This is a genomic window from Bradyrhizobium sp. USDA 3650, from assembly GCF_054057395.1.
Window position 1 is genome coordinate 1874442 of sequence record NZ_JBSRZG010000001.1, and the last position, 21288, is coordinate 1895729.

Annotated in this window: 18 protein-coding genes; 7 read left to right on the forward strand and 11 right to left on the reverse strand. The window is 64.0% G+C overall.

Going from position 1 to position 21288, the window contains the following annotated elements; genetic code table 11:
* Nucleotides 1–3: 3 nt before the first annotated feature.
* Genes ACVIN2_RS08935 through ACVIN2_RS08960 form a run of 6 tightly spaced genes read left to right on the forward strand, consistent with a single transcriptional unit; the run spans nt 4 to nt 6215 of the window.
* The gene (locus ACVIN2_RS08935; RefSeq protein ID WP_456765326.1) at nt 4–714 is read left to right on the forward strand and encodes a DUF1028 domain-containing protein; all 711 of its coding nucleotides are present in this window, start codon (nt 4–6) and stop codon (nt 712–714) included.
* A complete protein-coding gene (locus ACVIN2_RS08940) occupies nt 711–1700 on the forward strand; it encodes an ABC transporter ATP-binding protein (RefSeq protein WP_456765327.1) in 990 nt (329 codons plus the stop codon). Before ACVIN2_RS08935 ends, ACVIN2_RS08940 begins: the two co-directional genes overlap by 4 nt.
* Nucleotides 1700–2800, forward strand: coding sequence for an ABC transporter ATP-binding protein (locus ACVIN2_RS08945; protein ID WP_456765328.1), 1101 nt, complete (start codon nt 1700–1702; stop codon nt 2798–2800). The genes ACVIN2_RS08940 and ACVIN2_RS08945 overlap by 1 nt, the downstream gene beginning before the upstream one ends.
* 23 nt (nt 2801–2823) lie before the next feature.
* Complete coding sequence (locus tag ACVIN2_RS08950; protein ID WP_456765329.1) at nt 2824–4347, forward strand: ABC transporter substrate-binding protein; 1524 nt, start codon at nt 2824–2826, stop codon at nt 4345–4347.
* A gap of 31 nt (nt 4348–4378) precedes the next feature.
* Nucleotides 4379–5320 (forward strand): ABC transporter permease, encoded by a 942-nt coding sequence (locus ACVIN2_RS08955; RefSeq protein WP_456765330.1) that lies wholly within the window; start codon nt 4379–4381, stop codon nt 5318–5320.
* 4 nt (nt 5321–5324) lie between these two features.
* On the forward strand, nt 5325–6215 hold the full coding sequence (locus tag ACVIN2_RS08960) for an ABC transporter permease (RefSeq protein ID WP_456765331.1): 891 nt from the start codon (nt 5325–5327) through the stop codon (nt 6213–6215).
* Here the strand turns inward: ACVIN2_RS08960 and cnbZ are convergent.
* The 9 genes from cnbZ to ACVIN2_RS09005 form a co-directional block, all read right to left on the reverse strand.
* On the reverse strand, nt 6212–6958 hold the full coding sequence (gene cnbZ / locus ACVIN2_RS08965) for a 2-amino-5-chloromuconate deaminase CnbZ (protein WP_456765332.1): 747 nt from the start codon (nt 6956–6958) through the stop codon (nt 6212–6214). The genes ACVIN2_RS08960 and cnbZ overlap by 4 nt on opposite strands.
* A 9-nt stretch (nt 6959–6967) precedes the next feature.
* A complete protein-coding gene (locus tag ACVIN2_RS08970) occupies nt 6968–8218 on the reverse strand; it encodes an adenylate/guanylate cyclase domain-containing protein (protein WP_456765333.1) in 1251 nt (416 codons plus the stop codon).
* Nucleotides 8215–8604 (reverse strand): response regulator, encoded by a 390-nt coding sequence (locus ACVIN2_RS08975; RefSeq protein ID WP_007593876.1) that lies wholly within the window; start codon nt 8602–8604, stop codon nt 8215–8217. Before ACVIN2_RS08975 ends, ACVIN2_RS08970 begins: the two co-directional genes overlap by 4 nt.
* Nucleotides 8601–11198, reverse strand: a complete 2598-nt coding sequence (locus tag ACVIN2_RS08980; protein ID WP_456765334.1) for an ATP-binding protein — start codon at nt 11196–11198, stop codon at nt 8601–8603. Before ACVIN2_RS08980 ends, ACVIN2_RS08975 begins: the two co-directional genes overlap by 4 nt.
* Before the next feature lie 134 nt (nt 11199–11332).
* On the reverse strand, nt 11333–14428 hold the full coding sequence (locus tag ACVIN2_RS08985) for a MexW/MexI family multidrug efflux RND transporter permease subunit (protein ID WP_456765335.1): 3096 nt from the start codon (nt 14426–14428) through the stop codon (nt 11333–11335).
* 76 nt (nt 14429–14504) lie between these two features.
* On the reverse strand, nt 14505–15698 hold the full coding sequence (locus tag ACVIN2_RS08990; protein WP_456765336.1) for an efflux RND transporter periplasmic adaptor subunit: 1194 nt from the start codon (nt 15696–15698) through the stop codon (nt 14505–14507).
* A gap of 1 nt (nt 15699) precedes the next feature.
* The gene (locus ACVIN2_RS08995; protein WP_456765337.1) at nt 15700–16401 is read right to left on the reverse strand and encodes a TetR/AcrR family transcriptional regulator; all 702 of its coding nucleotides are present in this window, start codon (nt 16399–16401) and stop codon (nt 15700–15702) included.
* 122 nt (nt 16402–16523) lie between these two features.
* A complete protein-coding gene (locus ACVIN2_RS09000) occupies nt 16524–17114 on the reverse strand; it encodes a thiamine pyrophosphate-dependent enzyme (protein ID WP_456765338.1) in 591 nt (196 codons plus the stop codon).
* Nucleotides 17111–17680, reverse strand: coding sequence for a phosphonopyruvate decarboxylase (locus ACVIN2_RS09005; RefSeq protein WP_456769675.1), 570 nt, complete (start codon nt 17678–17680; stop codon nt 17111–17113). Before ACVIN2_RS09005 ends, ACVIN2_RS09000 begins: the two co-directional genes overlap by 4 nt.
* Before the next feature lie 82 nt (nt 17681–17762).
* Here ACVIN2_RS09005 and ACVIN2_RS09010 point away from each other — a divergent pair, with 82 nt between their 5' ends.
* Entirely contained in the window at nt 17763–18983 is a 1221-nt protein-coding gene (locus ACVIN2_RS09010) for a cytochrome P450 (protein ID WP_456765339.1), read from the forward strand.
* Nucleotides 18984–19120: 137 nt separating this feature from the next.
* On the opposite strand, the gene ACVIN2_RS09015 is transcribed toward ACVIN2_RS09010, so the two are convergent.
* Together ACVIN2_RS09015 and ACVIN2_RS09020 are read right to left on the reverse strand one after the other, a co-directional pair.
* Complete coding sequence (locus ACVIN2_RS09015) at nt 19121–19984, reverse strand: sugar phosphate isomerase/epimerase family protein (RefSeq protein WP_456765340.1); 864 nt, start codon at nt 19982–19984, stop codon at nt 19121–19123.
* A complete protein-coding gene (locus ACVIN2_RS09020) occupies nt 19984–21174 on the reverse strand; it encodes a dihydrodipicolinate synthase family protein (RefSeq protein WP_456765341.1) in 1191 nt (396 codons plus the stop codon). The genes ACVIN2_RS09015 and ACVIN2_RS09020 overlap by 1 nt, the downstream gene beginning before the upstream one ends.
* Nucleotides 21175–21288: the final 114 nt, after the last annotated feature.

Here is a 21288-nt window from a genome sequence, read left to right on the forward strand (position 1 = left end):
CACATGACCTGGTCGATCATCGCGCGCGATTCTGCTACCGGCCAGTTTGGCATCGCCGTAGCCACGCGCTTCTTTGCCGTCGGCGCGCGTGTGCCCTACATCGCGGCGGGCCTTGGCGCCATCGCGACGCAGGCCTTCGTCAATCCTTATTACGGCATCGATGGCGTCAAGCTGCTGCGTCAGGGTCTCAACGCACACGATGCGGTGGCCGCCCTGCTCGCGACCGACGACGGCCGCGAGAGCCGCCAGATCCACATCATGGACGCCAGCGGCGCGATTGCCGCGCATACCGGACGCGAGTGCGTCGATTGGTGCGGACACATTGCGGGCAGCGGCTTTTCGATCGCCGGCAACATGCTCGCGGGCGCCGATGTGCTCGACGAGACCGCAAAGACCTATATCGCCAATGATAGCCTGCCCTTCCCACGCCGCCTACTCGCCGCGATGCGCGGGGGCGAAGCCGCCGGCGGCGACAAGCGCGGCAAGCAGTCCGCTGCGCTCCTGATCCACGGCGAGGAGGAATGGCCGGCATTGGACCTGCGCGCCGACGATCATCCCGATCCGCTCGGTGAGCTCGAGCGGCTCGAACGGGTCAGCCACGAGCTCTGGGTCCACTTCCGCGCCTCCATGCCGACGCGGCAAAACCCGGCCGGCAACACCGATCGCAGTGTCATCGACGCCAGCATCGCCGCAGCGCGCGCAAGACAATCATGAGCGCAAGCCCTCTCATCGAGATCAAGGATCTGCGTATTCGTTTTCACGGCGACGACGGCCGCGTCACCCATGCGGTCGACAGTGTCGATCTCAGCGTCGCCAATGGCGCGACGCTCGGCCTCGTCGGCGAATCCGGCTGCGGCAAGAGCGTGACGTCGCTGGCGATCATGGGCCTGCTGCCGAAGCAGAGCGCGGAGATCTCCGGCGCGATCCGCTTCGACGGTTTCGACCTGCTCAAGACGTCGGACCAGACCCTGCGCGACCTTCGCGGCAACCGGCTCGCGATGATCTTTCAGGAGCCGATGACCTCGCTCAATCCGAGCTTCACGATCGGCGACCAGATCGTCGAGACGATTTTGCGCCACCGCGGCGGCTCGCGCAGGAGTGCGCGCGAGCGGGCGATCGATCTGCTGCGTCGCGTCCACATCCCATCGCCCGAGCGGCGGATCGACGAATATCCGCACAAGCTCTCCGGCGGCATGCGCCAGCGCGTCATGATCGCGATGGCGCTCGCCTGCGACCCGCGGCTGCTGATCGCGGACGAGCCAACCACCGCGCTCGATGTCACGCTGCAGGCGCAGATCCTCGAGCTGATGCGCGAGTTGAAGGCGGCGAGCGGCGCGGCCATCATTCTAATTACCCACGATCTCGGCGTCGTCGCCGAAGTCTGCGACGAGGTCGCGGTGATGTATGCCGGCGAGATCGTCGAGCGCGCACCGGTCGACGAGCTGTTCTCGACGCCGCAACATCCCTACACTGTCGGCCTGCTCGGCTCGATCCCGCGGCTCGACCATCGCGCCGAACAGCTTGCCACAATCGAGGGCATGGTTCCGAATATGGCGCAGCCGCCGGCGGGATGCCGTTTCGCCGCACGCTGCCCCTTCGTGCTGGAGGCCTGCACCAAGGCGCCACCGCCGCTGGTCGAAATCAGTCCCGGCCACCTCTCGCGCTGCATCCGCGCGCCGCTCGAACGTCTGGTGTCGTGATGGCGCTGCTCGAGGTCGACGGCCTAGTCAAGCATTTCGTCGCCGAGCGCTCGCTGTTCGGCCGGGCGCTGGCGCATGTCAAAGCCGTCGATGGCGTTTCCTTCTCGCTCGATGCCGGCAAGACGTTGGCGCTGGTCGGTGAATCCGGCTGCGGCAAATCCACCGTCAGCCGCCTGGTGCTGCGGCTGATCGAGCCGGATGCAGGCACGATCCGGTTCGAAGGCCGCGATCTCCTATCGCTCGACGCCGGCGCGCTGCGCGCCTTTCGCCGCGAGGCCCAGATCATCTTCCAGGATCCTTACGCCTCGCTCAATCCGCGCATGACCGTCGGCCAGATCCTGACCGAGCCGCTGGCGCTGCACAACCTGGTGCCGCCCGCCCGGCGGCTCGAACGCATCGAGGAGATCTTGCGGCTGGTCGGGCTGGAGCCGCGGCTGGCGCGGCGTTATCCGCACGAGTTTTCCGGCGGCCAGCGCCAGCGCATCGCCATCGCCCGCGCTCTCGCGGTCGAGCCGAAACTGATCATCTGCGATGAGCCGGTCTCGGCGCTCGACGTCTCGATCCGCTCGCAGATCCTCAATCTGCTGCGCGAGCTCCAGGACCGGCTTGGGCTGGCCTACATTTTCGTCTCGCACGACCTCGCGGTGGTCAAGCACATCGCCGACCACGTGGCGGTGATGAATCTCGGCCAGATCGTCGAAACGGCGGCGGCGGACGCACTGTTTGCGGCGCCCCGCCATCCCTATAGCCGGGCCCTGCTGTCCGCGATCCCGGTGCCTAAACCGCGGGCAAAGCGCAGCCGGATTGTGCTGCAGGGAGAGATCCCCAGCGCGCTCAATCCGCCGCCGGGATGCCGCTTCCACACCCGCTGCCCCTACGTGGTCGATCGTTGCCGCAGCGAAATGCCTCAGCTCGTGCCGGATGGCATCGGACATGCAACGGCATGCCACCGAACGTCGGAACTGCCTTCGTCCGAGGCGATCGTCCCGACGGACGGCGGCTTCTCCCCGGTTCTCGAAAAATTGGTCGCCGCCTTCAGCGGCGGCCCGGAAGCAGTCCGCGGTAGCGGGGTTAGTCCATTGGGGACGAACCCGGCATAGCCGTAAAACAGAGGTTGAGAGCGATGAGACCTATGCGTTTGGCACTCCTGGCGTCGGCATTGCTGACGTCGCTCGTGAGCGCGGCCCAAACCCAGGCCCAAGCCCAGACCACGCTTCGCATCGGCATCGGCGAGGACCCTGATATCCTCGACCCCAGTATCGGCCGCACCTATGTCGGCCGCATCGTGTTCTCCGCCTTCTGCGACAAGCTGTTCGACATCGACGAGAAGCTCAACATCGTGCCGCAGCTCGCGCTGTCCCATGAGACGTCGGCCGACGGCAAGGAGATGATCATCAAGCTCCGGCCGAACGTGAAATTCCACGACGGCGAGCCGCTCGACGCGGAAGCGGCAAAGTTCTCGATCGAGCGTCACATGACGCTGCCGGGTTCGTTCCGCAAGTCCGAGCTCGCCAGCGTCGACCATGTCGAGGTCGTCGATCCCCTGGCCATCAAGCTGGTGCTCAAGACGCCTTACTCGCCCCTGATCGCCCAGCTGACCGACCGCTCCGGCATGATGGTGTCGCCGAAGGCCGCCAAGGAAGCCGGCGACAAGTTCGGCCTGCATCCGGTCTGCGCCGGTCCCTACAAGTTCGTCGAGCGCGTGCAGCAGGACCGCATGGTGTTCGAGAGATTCGCCGACTACTGGAACAAGGACAACATCCATATCGACCGCGTAGTGTTCCTGCCGATCGTGGACGCCACGGTGCGCCTTGCCAACCTGAAGTCCGGCGGGCTCGATCTGATCGAGCGCGTGCTCGCCACCGACATCAAGGACGTCCGTGCCGACCCCAAGCTGGTGCTGTCGACCGCGCCTGAGCTGGGCTATCTCGGCCTGACTATCAATATTGGCAACGACAAAGCCAAGGGGCCGCTGAGCCAATCCGCGAAAGTCCGCCAGGCGCTCGATCTGTCGATCGATCGCGAGGCGATCAACCAGGTCGTGTTCAACGGCGAGTTCACCCCCGGCAATCAATGGGTCAGCCCGACGCATCCCTACTACCAGAAGGCATTCCCCCTTCACGGTCGCGACATCGCAAAGGCCAAGGCGCTGTTGAAGGAGGCTGGCGTCAGCCTGCCCGTAACCGTCGACTACATGGTGCCCAAGGGAACCGAGTACGAGGCCGTCGCCCAGGTCGTGCAGTCCATGGCCGCCGAAGCAGGTTTCGACATCAGGGTCCGCGTCGTCGAATTCGCGACCACCTTCAAGCAGGCCCAGGCCGGCGAGTTCCAGATATTCCAGATCAACTGGAGCGGCCGCATCGACCCCGATGGCAACTCCTATATCTTCATGCGCAGCAAGGCACCGCAGAACGATGGCGTCTATTCGAATCCGGAGACCGATAAGCTGCTGGAAGAAGGAAGGCTGACCGCCAATGTCGCGGAGCGCAAAGCAATCTACGAAAAGATGGCCAAGATCCTGCTCGACGATTTGCCGATCATCTACATCTACCACCGCACGCTTCTGATTGCGCACACCACCAAGCTCCAGGGCTACAGGCAGATGCCCGACGGGCTGGTGCGCGTGGTCGGGCTGAAGTTCAAGTGAGCGTGGCATCGCCTGACAACCGGCCGGCGCCATGCTGAACTTTCTCGCCCGACGCATCGCGCAGATCGTGCCGACACTGTTCTTCGTGTCGTTGCTGATCTTCTCGCTCCAGCAATTGTTGCCGGGTGATCCGGCACTGGTGATGGCCGGCGAGGAGCGCGATCCCGCGGCAATCGAACAGATCCGCCATCAATACCGGCTCGATCAGCCGATCCCCGTGCAGTACGTTTATTGGCTCAAGGGCGTTCTATCAGGCAATTTCGGTGAATCGCTGCGCAACAAGATGCCGGTGCGCGAGCTGATCGCACAGAAACTGCCGGTGACGCTCCAGCTCGGCTCGATGGCAATGTTGATCGCGCTCCTGATCGGCATTCCCGCCGGCATCGTCTCCGCCGTGAAAAGGGGCACCGTCTGGGACTATGGCGCCAATTTGTTCGCGCTGTGGGGCATCTCGACGCCGAATTTCTGGCTCGGCATCATGCTGATCTTCCTGTTCTCGATCGAACTCGGCTGGCTGCCGGCGTCCGGCTACGTGCCATTGACCGAGAACTGGCGTGCGAGCCTCGCCGCCACCATCATGCCGGCCTTCGTGCTCGGCAACGCGATTTCCGCGGTCCTGATGCGGCACACCCGGAGCGCCATGCTGCAGGTGCTGGAAAGCGACTATGTCCGCACCGCGCGCGCCAAGGGATTGTCCGAACGCTCGGTCATCCTCAAGCACGCCATGCGCAACGCACTCACGCCGATCATCACGCTCGGTGCGCTCGAGCTCGGCACGCTATTGTCGGGGGCGGTTCTGACCGAGCAGATCTTCTCCATTCCCGGCTTCGGCAAACTGATCGTGGACGCCGTGTTCAACCGCGATTACGCGGTGGTACAGGGCGTCGTGCTGGTGACGGCGACGGTCTACATCACGCTGAACCTGGTTGCCGATGTCGCCTACATCCTCGTCAATCCGCGGCTGCGGGGCTAGACTCATGGCCGATGCCGCCCTGCCCGCCGCTGCTCCTATCGTGCAAGCTGACGAGCTGGACAGCCCGGCGCGGCGCGCCCGGCGCCGCTTGTTCAAACGCAAGGCTGCAGTGTTCGGACTTGTGATGATCACGTTGTTCGTTGGGATCGCGCTGCTCGCGCCACTCGTCGTGCCCTACGATCCCATCGCGACGAGCTGGAGCCTGGTCCGCAAGCCGCCCACTGCGGCGCACTGGTTTGGCACCGACGAGCTCGGTCGCGACATTCTGAGCCGCGTCGTCTACGGCGCCCGCGCGTCGCTGCTCGCGGGCCTCATCTCAGTCGCGATCGCGCTGGGCGTCGGCGTCCCGCTCGGCCTGCTTGCCGGCTATCGCGGCGGCTTCGTCGATGCGCTGATCAGCCGGATGACCGACGCGATGCTGGCCTGCCCGTTCCTGATTCTGGCGATCGCGCTCGCCGCATTCCTCGGCCCGAGCCTCGGCAACGCCATGATCGCGATCGGCATCTCGGCAACCCCGATCTTCATCCGCCTGACCCGTGGCCAGGTGTTGAACGTCAAGGCAGAGGATTATGTCGAGGCGGCGCGCGCGCTCGGCAATCCGCCGTGGCGAATCGCGTTCTCGCACATCCTGCCGAACATCCTGCCGGCGCTGCTGGTGCAGGCGACGCTGTCGATTGCGGCTGCCATCATCGCCGAAGCCGCGCTGTCCTTCCTGGGCCTCGGCCAGCAGCCGCCGGCGCCATCCTGGGGCAGCATGCTCAACGCAGCGCAGCGCTTCCTGACGCAGGCGCCCTGGATGGCGATCTGGCCGGGGCTAGCGATCTTCCTCGTGGTGCTGTCGCTGAACCTGCTCGGGGACGGCCTGCGCGACGCGCTCGATCCGCGCCAGCGCTAGATCACGGTCTCGCGCATCACCCTACGGCAATCCATCTCGTATTCGAGATCGACCACCGGCGGCCGGGCATAGTGCCAGGTCAGGCCGGACCGCAACGCCCCGCGGCGGACGAGCTCGTCGACCAGCGCGTGGTGGAAGTCGTGCACGGAATAGGCCTGCACGCCGGTCGTGTCCTTCCAGCCGAAGCCGAAGGCCGTCATCCTGTTCTCCATCTGGGACGTCGTCGTAAATCGCACCTTCTCGCGAAGGCCTTCCGGACTGAGGTCGCGGTAGCGCACGGTGCGCTCGACATAGGTCCCATTGCCCTCGCGCGCCTCGGCGCCGCCTGATATCACGAAGCTCGGCGTCTTCGAGACTGTCGGCCGCGTGAAGGAGAACGCATAGAACGACGGCTCGGCCGGTGGATCGATCTCGGGACAGACATTGCTGCGCGCCACCGGATTGGTGGTGCCGTCGAAGATGCCCCATTCGGACAGCGTCTTTACATAGTGCAAGTTGAACGCGCGAAAGCCTTCCTCGCTGAAGGCCGCGGGCGAGCGCAGTTCGCAGGCGCAGAACGCCGTCAGCGGCCGCCCCGCCTCCTGAATATACTTCGCGGCAAGCGCAAACCCTTCCGCGAGCGGCACCAGCCGGTCGAAGCGGACGCGCTCGATCTCGTAGCCGTCGTCCGCGGCCGCACCGGCCGAATACTGGAATACGGATGGAATGAAACGGTAATTGCCGGCGGAGAATTCACCAATCATGTCGGACTCCTATTCCAGTTGCATGCGAATGCCCTTGGCGCCGTTGAGCAGGCGCTTCAGGTGAAAGCCGGCCAGGGAATCGTCGGCATGCATGCCGACCAGCGCAGCGAAAGCCGGCATGGCCGCGGCATCACCGGCCTCCATCTTGGCAAAAGCCTCGGAATACAGCGCCGTTTCCGGCGCAGCGAATTGGGTCGGCGTCAGCGGCTCGAACGCGCGCAACGGCTCGCTGCGTCCGCGCAGCATCAGCTCCCCGACGGGACGACCCCGGAAATTCTCGGCCGCCTCGGCAATGCCGGCACTGACGCAAATCCGCGTGCCCAGATGTTTGTTCGCGGCTTCGAGCCGCGCCGCGATGTTGATGGAGTCGCCATACGCGGTGTAGTCGAAAAACCGGTTGCCGCCGAAATTTCCGACCAGCGCCGGCCCGGCGTGAATGCCGATGCGGGTGGTGCCGAAATTCACGCCCTTCGGCTTCCAACGCGCGGAAAAGTCCTCCGCCCAGGCGTCGAGATCGTGTGCGCAGGCGATTGCACGTGTCGCATAGTCCGGCTGATCCCCGGGCGCGTTGAAGAGCACCTGGATCGCATCGCCGATGATCTTGGCGACAGTCCCCTCGTGCGCGAAGACAACCTCGGTCATGCCGCCGACATACTCGTTGAGAAGCGCGCCCAGCGTCTCCGGCGGCGCACTCTCGACCAGCGAGGTGAAGCCGGTAATATCCGTGAAGATGGTCGCGACATCGCGCCACTGCACTTCGATTCCCTCGCTCTCACCACTGGCCGCCAGACGCTTGGCGAGCTCGGGCGAGAAATGACGCGAGAGCGCGGCATGGGCGCGCTCTGCTTCCGCCTGGCGGCCTCGCACCTCACGCAGCATTTCGATGTGGCGAATGGTCTTCTGGATCGTCATCTCCAGGTCGGCGAAATCGATCGGTTTGGTCAGGAAGTCGAACGCACCGCGGTTCATCGCAGTGCGGATATTGCTCATGTCGCCATAGGCCGACACGATGATGGTGGACTTCTTGTCTTCGGCTTCCTGGAGCTTCGCCAGCAGCGACAGCCCGTCCATCCTGGGCATGTTGATGTCGGAGACCACCATGTCGACATGCGGGTTCTGCTCGAGTGACTGCAGCGCTTCGAGGCCGTCGCGCGCGAACATGATGGTTACCGACCCGTCGCGAATCTGCCTGCGGAATTTTTGCAGGACCAACGCCTCGAGATCCGGCTCGTCGTCGACGAAGAGGATAGTCGCGGTCATGCGGCTTGTCCGAGCCTCGTGTCGATTTCCTGCCGCAGCAGCGCGAAATCGATCGGCTTGGTGAGAAGTCCGACTGCGCCGCGCTCGATCGCCTTCCGCCGCGTCTCGGCGTCTCCGTAGGCGGTGATCATGATGACGGGAACGTCCGGATGCGCAAGACGCACCTTCGGCAGCATGTCGAGCCCGCTCATGCCGGGCATGTTGATGTCGGATAAAATTAGGATCAACGAGGGATCGCGAACCTCGGCGGCGAGCTTCAGCGCATCAGGCGCGGACGGCGCGAATTCCATCTGGAAGCGGCCGGCGCGCAAATCGCGCCGGAACTGCTGCCGGAACAGCGCCTCGACGTCGGGTTCGTCATCGACGACCAGGATGTAAACGTTCAACTCTTGCCTCCGGAAGTGTCGCCCGCCGCCATCATGCGCGGCAGGGTGATGATGAATTCGGTGAACACACCGGGCTCGGTGTTCACGTCGATCGTGCCGCCGTGCTGATTCACGACGATGTCATGGCTCATGGAAAGGCCGAGCCCGGTGCCCTCGCCGGCCGGCTTGGTGGTGAAGAAGGGATTGAACATCTTCTCCTTCACCTCGGACGGGATCCCGGTACCGTTGTCGCGAATGCGGATCTCGACCTTGTCGCCGAAAGTTCTGGTTGCCGCGCACAGGGTGGGCTCGAAGGCGTCTGGGGCGCTCTCCTTGCGCTGGGCAGTGGCGTAGAAGCCGTTCGAGATCAGATTGAGGAAGACTCGCGTAATCTCCTGCGGATAGACATCGACCATGCCTGCGGCGGGGTCGAAGCCGCGCTCGATCGTGACATTGAAGCCGGGCCGTTCGGCACGTGCGCCGTGATAGGCGAGATTGAGGCTCTCCTCCAGGATCGCGTTGATATCGCTGGGGCGATGCTCGCCGGAGCCTTCGCGCGAATGCAGCAGCATGTTCCTGACGATGGAATCGGCGCGCTTGCCATGCTGCACCACTTTTTCGAGGTTGCTCTTCAGCATGCCAGTCAGCTCCTCGACCTCCTCTTTTGTCGTGCCGTCGAGCGAGGCCGCTTGCAAGGCCTCGTTGAGCTCGTCGATCAGCTCGGTCGAGACCGCCGAGAAATTGTTGACGAAATTGAGCGGGTTCTTGATCTCGTGCGCGATCCCCGCCGTGAGCTGGCCGAGGGACGCAAGCTTCTCGGTCTGTATCAGACGGTCCTGCGCGGTGCGAAGATCGTCGAGGGATTGCGACAGCTCCGTCGTACGCTTGCGCAACTCGTTCAGCAGCCGCGTATTTTCGATTGCAATGACGGCTTGCTTCGTAAAGTTCTCAACCAACGCGATCTGCTTGTCGGTGAACGGCCGGACCTCTTTGCGATAAACTGCGACGGTTCCGATCAGCTCGCTGTCCCTCATCATGGGCACGATGACGATCGTGCGGGCGCCGGCAACGTCGGAGATTCCACGAATGGTCGGACCTCCGGCCAGATAGGCCGGAGTTTGTTGCACATCGTGAACGTGGACAACCTGACGTGTCCTGACGACCTCAGCAAGCGCGCTCTCCGGATGAGGACGGATCGCCATATCTTTCCGCGAAGCCGCGAACGCGGGCGGCACATTGTAATCCGCAGCAATCGTGAAACTCTCACCATTCCACAAATTCATCACGCCGAAACTTGCGCCACAGACGCGTGTGGCATTCTCGAGCATCTTGTTGAACACCGGCGCGAGTTCGCCCGGAGACGAGCTGATGACCTGCAACACTTCCGACGTAGCCGTTTGTTGCGCGAGCGACTCGGTCAACTCGGCCGTTCTCACCTCGACCTTTTTCTCCAGGTCTGCATACGATTCCTGCAGGCGCTCGCCCATGTGGTTGAACTGGTCTGCGAGACCCTCGAGCTCGTCACCGGTTCTGATCGAGATGCGCTGGGAGAAATCGCCGCTGCCGATGCGCTCGGCGCCGCTCCGCAGCGCCTGGATCGGCCCGACCATGCGGCGCGCGAGGAATATCCCGGCAAGCACCGCGAAGGTCGACGCCGCGAGCAGCACGAATGCAAGCCGTTCCAACGCGGCATAGAGCGCCGCATAGGCCTCCTCGACCGGGAGCTCGACGAACATGGTCCAGTGCAGCGGCGCGATCGGGGCCGACGCGGTCAGCACCTTCCGTCCCTGGAGATTGCGCGCTTCGGAAAGCGCGTCGAGCGTGGCGCTGCCTCCGGCAAGTGCGGCGCGCACCTGGGTGAGACCAGACATGTCGGTGTTGCGCAGGACCAGGCTGATATCGGGGTGCGCGATCAGGCGTCCTTCCGGACCGACCACGTAGGCGTGTCCATGCTCGCCGACCTTGATCTGGGATACAACGTCCCAGATCAGCTTGAGATTGACTTCCGCGATGCTGACGCCGGCATCCTTGCGCGACCCGGCCTGCGCCAGGGTCATGTACGGCTCGGACTCCCTGCGGAAATAGACCGGACCGTAAAAAACCTTGTGCGCGACCGCCTCGGTGAACTTCGGATCGTCCGACAGGTCGATGCCGCTGTCGATCGCATCCATTGCGAGCCGCGAGACCCGCAGCCGCTCCCTGCCGGTCGCATCGACCTGGGCGAGCTCGGTGACCGCGGGGACCTGGCGCAGCAGCCGCAGCGCATCGAAGCGGCGCTGCTCGATTGAACCCACCGACCAGGGCAGCTGCGTGGTCCAGCCGAGCTGGCTCTCGATCTCCTTGACGAACTGACCGATCTTGGCCGCGGCTGCCTCGGCCTGTTCATGCTGGACCCGGATCAGCGCGGCCTTGTGCTCGCGATAATAGAAGAGGACCTCGAACAGCCCGTTGGCCAGCAGCGCGATCGCGACGACAGCCACGAACAGCGCCACATATTTGGTGAAGAGCCGGCTCCTGATCCCTTGCCCTGGCGTCGTACCGGACGCGACGCCATCCGGCGCCGCGCTCGGCAGCGCCCGTGCTTGCGGGGTGTCGGGATGGAGGGAAAGGCTCATCCCGCCGAACCTAGCAAGAAGACCGGACCTTGTCTCTCGCGAGCGCGGGAAAGGCTAGCCGAAGCGCCGGAGGCAATAGAAAAGGGCGGCAGCGGATTGGCCGCTGCCGCCCTCGGGTTCCTTGATTTGCGGCCTCAGGTCGGCCGGAGCGCCTTGGAGCCGAGGTCGAGATCGTTGACCTGCTTGTTGCGCTCGGAATCGGCCGCCGCGCGATGGTCGGTCGCCAGCACCACATAGACCGCCGGCAGCACGAACAGCGTGAACAACGTGCCGATCGACATTCCGGCGACGACCACCAGACCGATCGAGAAGCGGCTGGCCGCGCCTGCGCCGGTCGCGGTCAGAAGCGGGATCAGGCCCGTCACCATCGCGGCCGTGGTCATCAGGATCGGCCGCAGACGAATGCGGGCCGACATTTCGATGGCGGAGCGGCGATCGAGCCGTTCGTTGATCTGGAGCTCGTTGGCGAACTCCACCATCAGGATGCCGTGCTTGGTGATCAGGCCCACCAAGGTCAGCAGGCCGACCTGGGTGTAGATGTTCATGGTCGCCACGCCGAAGAACAGCGGGATCAGCGCACCAACGATCGCCATCGGCACCGAGATCATGATGACCAGCGGATCGCGCAAGCTCTCGAACTGCGCCGCCAGCACCAGGAAGATGATGATCAGCGCGAAGCCGAACGTGATCGCGAGCTGGTTGCCTTCCTGCACATACTGCCTGCTGTCAGCAAGATAATCATGGCTGAAGCCTTGCGGCAGGTTTTTGGCCTCGCTCTCGAGGAAGTCGACCGCCGCACCGACGGTCACGCCGGGCATCGGCACTGCCGAGAAGGTCGCCGAGTTGAGCTGATTATAATGTGTCAGCGAATTCGGCTCGGTCTTGGTCTCGATCGACACCACCGTCGACAGCGGAAGCTGCTGGCCGGTGTTGGTCGTCACATAGTAGCCGGCAAGCGATTCCGGCGAGAGCCGCTGGCCGCGCGGCACCTGCGGGATGACCTGATAGGAACGGCCCTCGAGGTTGAAGCGGTTGATGTAGTTGCCGCCGAGCAGCACCGCGAGCGAGCTGCCGAGGTTCTGCATACTGACGCCGAGATCCTGCGCCTTGGTGCGGTTGATCGTCACCTTCACGTTCGGCTGGTTGTAGGCAAGGTCGCTGTCTGAGACGATGAACATTCCGCTCTTGCGGGCGGCAGCCTTCAGCTTCTCCATCTGTTCGTAGACAGTCTGGAAGCTGGCGGTGGAGTTGATCACCATCTGCACCGGGAGGCCGCCCGGGCCGCCCGGCAGCGGCGGCAGGTTGAACGCGAACGCCTGCACGCCCTCGATTTTAGAAAGCTCGGCTTGCACCAACGACTTCAGCTGGATCGACGAGCGCTTGCGCTCCTCCCAAGGCTTGAGCAGCATGCCGGCGATACCGCCCTGCGGGCCGTTGATGCCGTTCAGCACGAAGCGCAGATCGGTCTCGGGGAACTTCTGGAATTCCTTGTCGAGCTTCTCGCCGTAAAAGTCGACATAGTCGATGTTGGCGTATTTCGGCGCCTTGGTCACCGCGAACACGATGCCCTGGTCTTCCTCAGGCGCCAGCTCCTTCGACGTGTGCATGTAAAGGAAGCCGACCAGCCCGAGGATGGTCACCGCAAACAGGCCGGTGATGGCCTTGTAGTCGAGCGAGCGGTCGAGCCTGCGCCCGTACCACCGCGTCAGCGCGCCAAACACCTTGTTGACGAGCTTGGCGAAGCGCCCCTCTTCGGTGTTCTTCAGCAGCACCGAGCACATCATCGGCGACAGCGTCAGCGCGATCACGCCGGACACGATCACCGAGCCCGCAAGCGTGAAGGCGAATTCGCGGAACAGCGAGCCGGTCAGTCCGCCGAGGAAACCGATCGGCGCGTACACGGCCGCGAGCGTGATGGTCATCGAGACGACGGGACCCACGATTTCGCGCGCGCCTTCCAGCGATGCCTGGACCGGCGTTTTCCCTTCCTCCAGATGGCGATGGATGTTTTCGACCACGACGATGGCGTCGTCGACCACGAGTCCGATCGCGAGCACCATCGCAAGCAGAGTCAACAGGTTGAAGCTGAAGCCCAGCGCCAGCATCAGCGTGCAGACGCCGATCATCGACAGCGGGATGGTGACGACTGGAATGATGACCGAACGGAACGACGCCAGGAACAGGAAGATCACCACGATCACGATGATCACGGCTTCACCCAGCGTCTTCTCGACCTCGTCGATCGAGGATTGGATGAACTTGGTCGAATCGTAGGCGACCTTCATCTTCATCGAGGGCGGCAGATTGCGTTCCAACTCGGGGAACAGCGCCCGCACGCCTTTGACCAGCGTCAGCGGGTTGCCCTGCGGCGTTGCCTGCACACCGATGAAGATGGCGTGCTCGCCGTTGAAGGCGACGCTCGCGTCCGTGCTCTGGGCCGCAAGCTCGACGGTGGCGATGTCCTCCATCCGCACGAAGCCGCCGTCCTTGGCCTTGACGATCATCTTCTTGAACTGGTTGACGTCGGTCAGGCCCGTATTCGTCGAAACGTTCGAGACGATGAGATAGCCCTTGGTCTGCCCCGCCGCGGACTGGAAGTTGTTGGCGGTGATCGCGGTCGCGACATCCGCAGGCGACACGTTGCGGCCGGCCATCTTCAGGGGATCAAGCCACAGCCGCATCGCAAAGGTCTGGCCGCCGAGAATGTCGGCGGAGGCCACCCCGTCGACGGTCGACAGCACCGGTTGCACAACGCGCGTCAGATAGTCTGAGATCGCCGAGCCCGACAGCTCTTCGGACGAGAATCCGAGATACATCACGGCCGTGGTCTGGCCCGTGGTCTTGGTGACGATCGGGTCGTTGGATTCCTTCGGGATCAGATATTTGACCGAGTTCGTCTTGGCCAGAACCTCGGTCAGCGCCTGGTTCGGATCGAAATTCAGCTTGATGTAGACCTGGATCGTCGAGGTGCCGAGCACCGAGGACGAGGTGATGTAGTCGACGCCTTCGGCGGAAGCGACAGCCTGCTCGATCGGCGTGGTGATGAAGCCCTGGATCAGGTCCGCGGACGCACCCGGATAGACGGTCGTGATATTGATGACCGTGTTCGACAGCTTCGGATATTGCCGGATCGGCAGCGTCGTCGCCGCGCGCAGGCCGATCAGCAGGATCAGCAGGCTGACGACGACCGACAGAACCGGGCGTTTGATGAAAATATCAGTAAAGCGCATCGCGGCGATCTCGATTTCTTTGACTTGCAAAGCGCATGACCCGGCCGTGCCGGATCATGCTGCAACGTGTACGATGTCAGTAGCGCGGCGGCTGCGCCGGGATCTGCGGAGCCGGGTCGGTCGAAATCGACACCGCCGCGCCCGATTGCAGCTTGAGTTGGCCGACGGCGACGACCTTGTCGCCCGGCTTCACGCCCTTGACGATTTCGACGCGGCCTTCGACCCGGCTGCCGGTCTGCACGAAAGTGCGCACCGCGCTCAGGCTGGTCTTGCCGTCAGCTTCCTTCTTCTCGGTGATCACGAACACCGAGTCGCCGTACAGCGTGTAGTCGACCGCCGTCTCCGGCACGGTGACCACGGCCGGCTTGTCCGGCAGCACCACCGTAGTGGTGACGAACATGCCGGGCTTCAGGATCTTCTCCGGATTGGAGATGGTCGCCTGCACGCGGATGTTGCGGGTGTCGGCCGAGATCTGCGGCTCGATCGTGGTGATCTTGGCGTCGAAGGTGCGGCCCGGATAGGCGTCGACCTTCAAACGGACTGGCTGACCGACCTTGAGGTTGCCCGAGTCCTTTTCCGTCACCGTGAAGTTGGCCCACAGCTCCGACAGATCCGTCAGCGAAACGATGGCCGTGCCGGCGGTCAGATACTGGCCCACCTCGACCTTGCGGACGCCGAGATCGCCGGAGAACGGCGCGCGGACCAACTTCTGCGAGATCAATGCTTCGGTCTTGGCGATACCCGCCAGCGCCTGATCGTAGGCGGCCTGCGCGGTGTCGACGGTTGCCTGCGGGCCGAACTGGCGCGACGCCAGTTGCTTGGCGCGGTCCAGCGACAGCTGTGCGACGGTGGACTGCGCCTTGTAATTGGCGAGGTCGCCCTGCTCCGGCGCGTCGAACATCTGCACCAGCGGCGTGCCGGCCTCGACATGCGTGCCCGGCTCGAACTTGATCTCGGTGACGCGGCCGTTGACGTCGGCGCTGACGTCGACCTGGTGCACAGCGGACAGCCCGCCGACGGCCGTCAGCAGGTTTGGCACCACCTCGGACTTCGCCTCGGCGGCGCTGACCGCGACCGGCGGCGGCTTGTTGTTGGCGAAGAACTGCTTGATCATCTGGCCGCGGAAAAAATTGAACCAGACGAGGCCACCGACGAGCACGGCCAGAAGCGCGCCGACGATGATGAACCAGAGCACCGGCCGGACCGGACGCTTGGGAGCCTTGTTGTCGATCGGTTCGCCCGAAATCTTGTGTTCGGTGACGATGTTCATGTCATGCACTCTCTGCAATCGCCGTCTTGTCCGCACACGCGGCCTGATCGCGGCCTAAATGCGAAGCAATTGCGGCGTCGTTAAGTCCGATACCCCTCAGGAGAAACTCACAGAGCTGCCGCTCGAGGTCGTTCGCCTTGCCGTAAGCGAGACACGGCGTGGCCGGCAGCCTGGTCAGCGCAGCTGTCATCACGGTGTGATGCGCAAACCAGAACAGGTTGAGCGGTTCGCCGTTGTATGGCCGCGCGTCCCCCGCGGCAACCGCACGCTTGAGCGAGGCAACGAAGGCCGCCCCGATCAGCGTCTCGATCTTGGCATATAGCAAACGCGCGAATTCGCCATCATCCAAATGACTCGTGGTCATCAGTCGCAGGCGCTGGGCCTCTTCCTGGTCGGGCCCGTCGGCGATGTGCATGAAATGTCCGACCATGCCGCGGATCAGCTCGACCAACGTGGCGGTCGACGGCTCCCGTTCGAGCAGCTCCATGAGCGCTGGGTCCGCCTCGCATTCGTCGCTGAGAATTTCGGCGTAAAGCGCGGCCTTGGACGGGAAATGCTTGAACAGCAGCGCCTCGGAAATGGCAGCGGCGGCCGCCACGCTCTTGGTCGTGGTGCCGGTATAGCCGTGTCGGGCAAAGCAACGCTTTGCGGCGCCGAGGATCAATTGACGCCTCAGGTCGCTCGTCATACGCAATGAGCTCATGCTAGTGAGTAAGCACTCACCCACGCAAAAGTCAAGCACTATGCTGCATCGCAACCTGAGTGCGTTGTAATTTCAGTGGAAATTGACCCCGCCCACACGGTCTCCGTGCAGGACGGGAGCGCCTAGATTGGCTGGAAACCGAGGTCGCCGCGGATCCGGTTGAGAATGTAAGTCCCGTCGCGGCTCGGCAAAATCCGCTCCAGATTGGCGCTGTCGATCTTCACATTGGCAAAGCGCGGCCCGGCCGTGACGTCGTGGACGGCTTTGGCGAACGCCTCGACCTCGGCCATGGTGGTCACAGACCGGCTATCCCCGATGCCGCAGGCCCTGGCGACGCCGACGAGGTCGGCGGCCGCGGCCGTGTGGCTGGCCTGACCCCCGGTCTCGCCATAGGCCTCGTTATCGAGCACCGCGATCGAGAGGTTGGACGGCTTCTGGAGGCCGATGGTGGCAAGGCTGCCCATGCCCATCAACATCTCGCCGTCGCCGGTGATGACCAGAACCGGCAATTTTGGCTGCGCCAGAGCGAGGCCCAACCCGATCATCGCCGCCCCACCCATGCCACCCCAGAGGTAGAAATTGCGCGCATGGTCGCCGGCCGCGCACATGTCGTTGGTGGAGGCGCCGAGGCCGCCGATCGCAACCACATCCCTGCGGTTCGCGAGAAGCGTGGACACCACCTGACGGCGGTCGAGGAGATTGGCCTTGCTCATTTGGTGAAAACCTTGGCGCCGATCAGGCGCTGCGACAGCAGGACGGCGGTGGGCGTGAGCGCGTTGTAGGCCTGCGCGGCCGCCGCCTCGAGCACGGCCGGCACCTCGGCTGCGGTCGAAGCCCGCAGCACTTTGACCCCCGAGAGCTCGAACACGCCCTGCGTGGTCGATCCCATCGGCACCTGCCACGGATTGAACTCGCCCCACTCGCCACGCATGGTCACCAGGGTGAGGAAGGGAAAGCGCAGGATCGGGATCAGCGACAGCATGTTGATGCAATTGCCGACCCCGCTCGACTGCATCAGCAGCACGCCGCGCTGCCCGCCGGTCCAGGCGCCCGCCAGAAGCGCCACGCCCTCCTCCTCCGTCGTCAGCGGAATGCCGCGCATCGTGGACGATGCCAGCACGCGCTGGATCAGCCTCGAATGGCCGGCGTCGGGCACGTAAGGCACCTGCCGAACGTCGAAGCGTTGCAGGGCCGCGAAGATATCGTCTGGCCATGAAGGAGCCGTGTCGGCAGCGTCAGCGCGCGGGCGTGCATTTTCCTGTCCGGTCGGCTTGCAAATCGCAGCTCGACTGTAGACGGTGAACCGAGCCGCTCAAAAGAGCGAATACAGCATATCGGACTCAACCGGCGAGTATGGCGGCATGAACGCAAGTGCGAATGAACTGGCAGCCAGTTTCGATCTGGAGAAGCTGACGCCGGAATTCTACGACGATCCCTACCCGACCTATCGTGCACTGCGGGAGAACGAGCCGGTCAAGCGCCTGCGCAACGGCACCGTATTCCTGACCCGCTATGACGACCTCGTCACGACCTACAAGAACACAAAGTCGTTCAGCTCGGACAAGAAGCGCGAGTTCGGGCCGAAATACGGCGACACCCCGCTCCACGAACACCACACCACGAGCCTCGTCTTCAACGATCCGCCGGCGCATACGCGCGTGCGGCGCCTGATCATGGGCGCGCTGTCGCCGCGCGCGATCGCGGGGATGGAGCCCGATATCATCAAGCTGGTCGACGGACTGCTCGACGCCATCGCCGTCAAAGGTGATTGCGAGCTGATCGAGGATTTCGCCGCCTCGATCCCGATCGAGGTGATCGGCAATCTGCTCGACGTGCCCCATGACGAGCGCGCGCCGCTGCGCGAGTGGTCGCTGGCGATCCTGGGCGCCCTCGAACCGGTCGTGTCGCCTGAAGTCGCTGCCCGCGGCAACAAGGCCGTGACGGATTTTCTCGCCTATCTCGAAACGCTGGTCGCACGCCGGCGCGAAAGGCCCGGCAACCCCGAACGCGACGTGCTGACGTGCCTGATACAGGGTGAAGATAACGGCGAGCGGCTGACCGAGAAGGAGCTGCTGCACAACTGCATCTTCCTGCTCAATGCCGGCCACGAGACCACCACCAATTTGATCGGCAACGGCCTCGTGGCGCTCGACCGCAATCCGGATCAGAAGCGGCGGCTGATCGACAACCCCGACCTCATCAAGACTGCGGTCGAAGAGATCCTGCGGTACGAGAGCTCAAACCAGCTCGGCAACCGCATGACCACGGAGCGGGTCGAGCTCGGCGGCGTCACGCTCGACGCCGGCACGTCGATCACGCTGTGCATCGGCGCGGCCAACCGGGATCCGGCGCAGTTTCCGGACCCCGAGAGCTTCGACGTCGCGCGCACGCCGAACCGGCATCTCGCCTTCGCCACCGGTGCGCATCAATGCGCCGGCATGGCGCTGGCGCGGCTGGAAGGCGCCATCGCGGTCTCACGCTTCTTGGCGCGCTTCCCCAACTATGCCGTGAGCGGACAGCCGGTCAGGGGCGGACGGGTGCGGTTCCGCGGCTTTTTGAGCGTGCCCTGCGCAATCGGTTGAAGCCTCAAAACAAAAAAACGCGAAAACAACCCCATGCACAGTAGAAGGTTACCGCCGCGGGATGCGCCGGTGATTGCGCGCAACCATTTGACATCTCAGGCCATCGGCGCCGTTGCGCGCAACCAATTCCGGAAGGCCTAAACCACCGTCTTGTGCTGCGCGATACAGGTTTGCAGCACCTCGTCCATCGGTTTGCTCCACCAGTCGTTGGAGAAGATTTCGATCTCTGAATAACCGGCAAAGCCCTGTGCTTCGACCGCTGCGCGCACCGATTTGATGTCGATCACGCCGTCGCCCATCATGCCGCGGTCGTTGAGAATGTCCCTGGTCGGCACCAGCCAGTCGCAGACATGGAAGGCGAGCAGGCGATCTTGGCCGGCGCGCGCGATCTGCCCCATCAGCTCCGGATCCCACCAGATGTGATAGACGTCGAGGGCGACGCCGAGCATGCCACTGCGATCAGGATCGAGCCGGTCGCAGATGTCGAGCGCCTGCTTCGTGGTGTTGACGCAGGCGCGGTCTGCCGCATAGGCCGGATGCAGCGGCTCGATCGCCAGCGGCAGCTTGGCCTGTTTGGCGTAATCGAGCATATCAGCGAGCGCCTCCTCGACCTGCGTCCGCGCGCCGGCGATGTCCTTCGACGCCTCGCTGCCCGACCGCGAATATTGCGGCAGGCCGCCGACGACGAGAACGATGCAGGGCGCGCCAAGCGCCTTGGCTTCGTCGACGCAGCGCCGGTTGTCGTCACGCACCTCGCCCCGCCGCGATGCGTCCGACGTGAACATGCCGCCGCGGCAATACCCTGATAGCTCGAGGCCGGCCTCGCGCACCGCACGCGCCGCACGATCGAGGCCGACGGCTGCGACCTGGTCGCGCCAGGGATCGATGGCGCGGATGCCGTGCCTGGCACAGGCCTCGATGATTTCGACGAGGTCACCCTGTTTTCGGATTGTCGCCGTATTGAGCGACAGCCAGCGATGATCGGACGAGAAATCACGCATCAGGATTCGATTCCGCGCGTTGAGAGCACCGCCTTCATCCGCAGCGTCGCCAGCTCCGGATCGGCGAGCAGCCCGGCCTTGTCGGCCAGCCGGAACAGCTCCGCCAGATGCAGCGTCGAGCGCGTGCTCTCCTGCCCGCCGACCATGGTGAAGTGGTCCTGATGGCCGTTGAGATAGGCCATGAACACCACGCCGGTCTTGTAGAACCGCGTCGGCGCCTTGAAGATGTGGCGCGACAGCGGCACCGTCGGCCCCAGCACGTCGTGGAAGCCTGCTTCGTCACCAGCGGCCAACCGCGACAACGCGTAGGACGCTGCCGGCGCGATCGCGTCAAAAATGCCGAGCAGCGCGTGCGAAAAACCCTGTTCGTCACCGGCGATCAGCTCCGCATAATTAAAATCGTCGCCGGTGTACATCTTGATGCGCTTGTCGAGACGACGGCGCATGTCGATCTCGCGCTGCTTGTCGAGCAGCGAAACCTTGACACCGTCCACCTTAGCGGCGTTGGCGTTGATGATGGCCACCGCTGTGTCCATCGCCTTGTCGAGGTCTTTGGTGCCCCAATATCCCGTCAGCGCCGGATCGAACATGTCGCCGAGCCAGTGGATGATCACGGGCTGCGCTACCCCCGACAGCACGCGGTCATAGACCTTTGCGTAATCGTCGGCGTTGCGGCCAAGCTTTGCCAGCGCGCGCGACGCCATCAAAATGATGCGGCCGCCGACCTTCTCGACCGCCGATACCTGCTCTTCATAGGCGCGGATCACGTCGTCGAGATTCCTGGCATCCTCGACCGCAAGATGATCGGTACCGGCGCCGGAGAACACCAGCGCGTTGCGCCGCCTGGCCGCAGCGACCGAGCGCGTGATCAGCTCCAGCGAGGTCGGCCAATCCAGCCCCATGCCGCGCTGCGCGGTATCCATGGCTTCGGCGACGCCGAGACCGAGATCCCAGACGTGCTCGCGAAAGGCGATGGTCTTGTCCCAGTCGACGGCAGCGGAGAGCCACGGGTCGTTGTCAGCGAATGGATCGGTCACGGTATGGACGGCCGAGAACGCGATGCGGTTCAGCGGTCCCTCGAGCTTTGCGGGAAACGTTCGCGACGCCGCGAGCCGGTAGGTCTCGATCGAGCGATCGGCCTTCGGCAGCTTGAGCGACAACGACGACATCGGCAGGACGGGCTTGTTCATGATTTCAGACCTCTCCCCGTCATTGCGAGGAGCGAAGCGACGAAGCAATCCAGACTCTTGCCGCGGAGGCACTCTGGATTGCTTCGCTTCGCTCGCAATGACGGCTCAATAACA

Excerpts from the sequence above, each read along its gene's own strand:
- ACVIN2_RS08935 (WP_456765326.1), top strand. The coding sequence starts at position 4 with ATGACCTGGTCGATCATCGCGCGCGATTCTGCTACCGGCCAGTTTGGC.
- ACVIN2_RS08940 (WP_456765327.1), top strand. The coding sequence starts at position 711 with ATGAGCGCAAGCCCTCTCATCGAGATCAAGGATCTGCGTATTCGTTTT.
- ACVIN2_RS08945 (WP_456765328.1), top strand. The coding sequence starts at position 1,700 with ATGGCGCTGCTCGAGGTCGACGGCCTAGTCAAGCATTTCGTCGCCGAG.
- ACVIN2_RS08950 (WP_456765329.1), top strand. The coding sequence starts at position 2,824 with ATGAGACCTATGCGTTTGGCACTCCTGGCGTCGGCATTGCTGACGTCG.
- ACVIN2_RS08955 (WP_456765330.1), top strand. The coding sequence starts at position 4,379 with ATGCTGAACTTTCTCGCCCGACGCATCGCGCAGATCGTGCCGACACTG.
- ACVIN2_RS08960 (WP_456765331.1), top strand. The coding sequence starts at position 5,325 with ATGGCCGATGCCGCCCTGCCCGCCGCTGCTCCTATCGTGCAAGCTGAC.
- cnbZ (WP_456765332.1), bottom strand. The coding sequence starts at position 6,958 with ATGATTGGTGAATTCTCCGCCGGCAATTACCGTTTCATTCCATCCGTA.
- ACVIN2_RS08970 (WP_456765333.1), bottom strand. The coding sequence starts at position 8,218 with ATGACCGCGACTATCCTCTTCGTCGACGACGAGCCGGATCTCGAGGCG.
- ACVIN2_RS08980 (WP_456765334.1), bottom strand. The coding sequence starts at position 11,198 with ATGAGCCTTTCCCTCCATCCCGACACCCCGCAAGCACGGGCGCTGCCG.
- ACVIN2_RS08985 (WP_456765335.1), bottom strand. The coding sequence starts at position 14,428 with ATGCGCTTTACTGATATTTTCATCAAACGCCCGGTTCTGTCGGTCGTC.
- ACVIN2_RS08990 (WP_456765336.1), bottom strand. The coding sequence starts at position 15,698 with ATGAACATCGTCACCGAACACAAGATTTCGGGCGAACCGATCGACAAC.
- ACVIN2_RS08995 (WP_456765337.1), bottom strand. The coding sequence starts at position 16,401 with ATGAGCTCATTGCGTATGACGAGCGACCTGAGGCGTCAATTGATCCTC.
- ACVIN2_RS09000 (WP_456765338.1), bottom strand. The coding sequence starts at position 17,114 with ATGAGCAAGGCCAATCTCCTCGACCGCCGTCAGGTGGTGTCCACGCTT.
- ACVIN2_RS09010 (WP_456765339.1), top strand. The coding sequence starts at position 17,763 with ATGAACGCAAGTGCGAATGAACTGGCAGCCAGTTTCGATCTGGAGAAG.
- ACVIN2_RS09015 (WP_456765340.1), bottom strand. The coding sequence starts at position 19,984 with ATGCGTGATTTCTCGTCCGATCATCGCTGGCTGTCGCTCAATACGGCG.
- ACVIN2_RS09020 (WP_456765341.1), bottom strand. The coding sequence starts at position 21,174 with ATGAACAAGCCCGTCCTGCCGATGTCGTCGTTGTCGCTCAAGCTGCCG.